Annotated in this window: 2 protein-coding genes; both read right to left on the bottom strand. The window is 76.5% G+C overall.

Annotated features, from left to right (window positions below; translation table 11 throughout):
• Positions 1-1,205: glycosyltransferase (locus tag CCN72_RS36225; RefSeq protein WP_244174657.1), on the bottom strand; the 1,205-nt coding region annotated here is incomplete at its 3' end.
• Positions 1,202-2,142: glycosyltransferase family 4 protein (locus CCN72_RS36220; RefSeq protein WP_107430290.1), on the bottom strand; the 941-nt coding region annotated here is incomplete at its 5' end. The genes CCN72_RS36225 and CCN72_RS36220, both read right to left, overlap by 4 nt.

Raw genomic sequence — 2,142 nt, 5'->3', positions numbered from 1 at the left:
ACCTCCGGGCCGTCCGTACGACCGTCGACGCGGTCCGCTACCTCCGGGCCGTCCGTACGACCCACGGCGCGATCCAGCACCTCCGTGTCGTGGGCGGCGAGGAACGCCTCGACCGCCGTGCCCCAGCCGAAGCACTCGGCCCGCGCGCGTGCCGCCTCCCGGCGCTCGGACTCGGGCCGGTCCAGGAGCAGTTCGACGGCGTCGGCGAACGCCTCTCCGTGGTCGGCCGCGGTCGCCCCGGCCGACCCGATGACCTCGGGCAGCGCGGAGGAGGCGCTGGCCACCACGGGCGTGCCGCAGGCCATCGCCTCCAGGGCGGCGAGCCCGAAGGTCTCGGCGGGCCCGGGGGCGAGCGCGAGATCGGCGGTGGCCTGGAGCGCGCCGAGCGCGGCCCGGTCGGAGAGGTGACCGAGGAAGGTCACCGGCAGCCCCCGCTCCCGGGCGCGCTGCTCGAGACGGGCCCGCAGCGGCCCGTCCCCCGCGACCACCAGCACCGCCGGCCGGCCGCGTCGTATCAACGCCTCCAGGGTGTCGAGCGCGGTGCCGGGGCGCTTCTCCACGGACAGCCGGGAGCACATCACCAGCAGCGCCTCTCCCCCGCGCGCGTGTCGTGTGCGCACGCCGGGGTCGCGCAGCGCGGGGTGGCGGGCGGTCAGGTCGACGCCCAGGGGGGCGCGTACGACATTGCGCGCCCCGATGCGGACGAACTCGCGCTCGGCGTACTCGGTGGTGCACACCACGCGTGAATAGACGTGCGCGGTACGGGTGTTGAGGGCGTCCGCGGCCCGCGTGGACAGGTGTTCGGGCAGGCCCCAGGTGCGCAGCACACCGTCGGCGGTCTCGTGGGAGACCATCACGGCGGGCACCCGCGCCCGGCGGGCCCAGCGCCCGGTCCAGCGCAGGGTGGTCCGGTCGGAGACCTCCAGTCGGTCGGGGCCGAGGTCCTCCAGGAGGGCGGCGAGGCGGCGCCGGTCGGTCAGCACGCGGTAGCCGCCGGTGCCGGGGAGCAGCGGTCCGGGCAGGGTGATGACGCGGCCCTGCTCGGTGTCGGTGTCGGTGTGCCGGTCTCCGGGCACGATCAGCACCGGTTCATGGCCCGCCGCCAGGAAGCCCTTGCCCAGTTCGCGCAGGGCGGTGCGCAGACCGCCGGAGGCGGGCGCGACGAAGTTGGCGAGCCGGACGATACGCAGCGGCCGGGCGCTCATGCCGCCACCGCCGTCCGGCGCCCGGCGAGCACGTCCTCGTAGTGTCCGATCAGCCGGTCGCCCACGGCGGCCCAGGTACGGCCCTCGACCAGGGTGCGGGCGGCGGCGCCGAACGCGATCCGGCGCGCGGGGTCCTCGGCCAGGGAGCGCACGGCGCCTTGGACGGCCTCGGCGTCGCGCGGCGGCACCAGCAGTCCGGTACGGCCGTGGTCCACCAGGTCGAGCGGTCCGCCGACGGCAGGCGCGACGACGGGGACGCCGCTGGCCATCGCCTCCTGCACGGTCTGGCAGAAGGTCTCGAACGGGCCGGTGTGCGCGAACACGTCCAGCGAGGCGAAGATCCGCGCCAGGTCGTCGCCGGTACGGCGGCCCAGGAAGACGGCGCCGGGCAGCGCCTCGGTCAGGTGGTCGTGGCTGGGTCCGTCGCCGACGACCACGAGCCGGACGCCGTCCAGGGCGCAGACACCGGCGAGCAGTTCGACGTGCTTCTCGGGGGCGAGCCGGCCGACGTAGCCGACGATCAGCTCACCGTTCGGTGCGAGTTCCCGGCGCAGCTCCTCGTCCCGCCGGTCCGGCCGAAAACGTACGGTGTCCACGCCGCGCGGCCACAGCCGCACCCGGGGCACCCCGTGCGTCTCCAGGTCGCCCAGGGCGGCGCTGGAGGGGGCGAGGGTGCGGTCGGCGGCGGCGTGCACGGAGCGGATCCGGCGCCAGGCTGCGGCTTCCCCGGCGCCCATGTAGGTGCGGGCGTAACCGGCGAGGTCGGTCTGGTAGACGGCCACCGCGGGCAGGCCGAGCCGGGCGGCCGCCGCCATCCCGCGGGCGCCGAGGACGAAGGGGCTGGCGAGGTGCACCACATCGGGCCGGTGCGTCACCAGGGCCGCGGCCAGGCGCCGGCTGGGCAGGGCGACGCGGACCTGGTGACGCACCGGCCCGA

Origin of the sequence: Streptomyces murinus, from assembly GCF_002154555.1 — a bacterium.
Classification (GTDB): Bacteria; Actinomycetota; Actinomycetes; order Streptomycetales; family Streptomycetaceae; genus Streptomyces; species Streptomyces murinus.
Note: the sequence above shows the minus strand (reverse complement) of the source record. Positions and strands in the feature narration are given on the sequence as shown.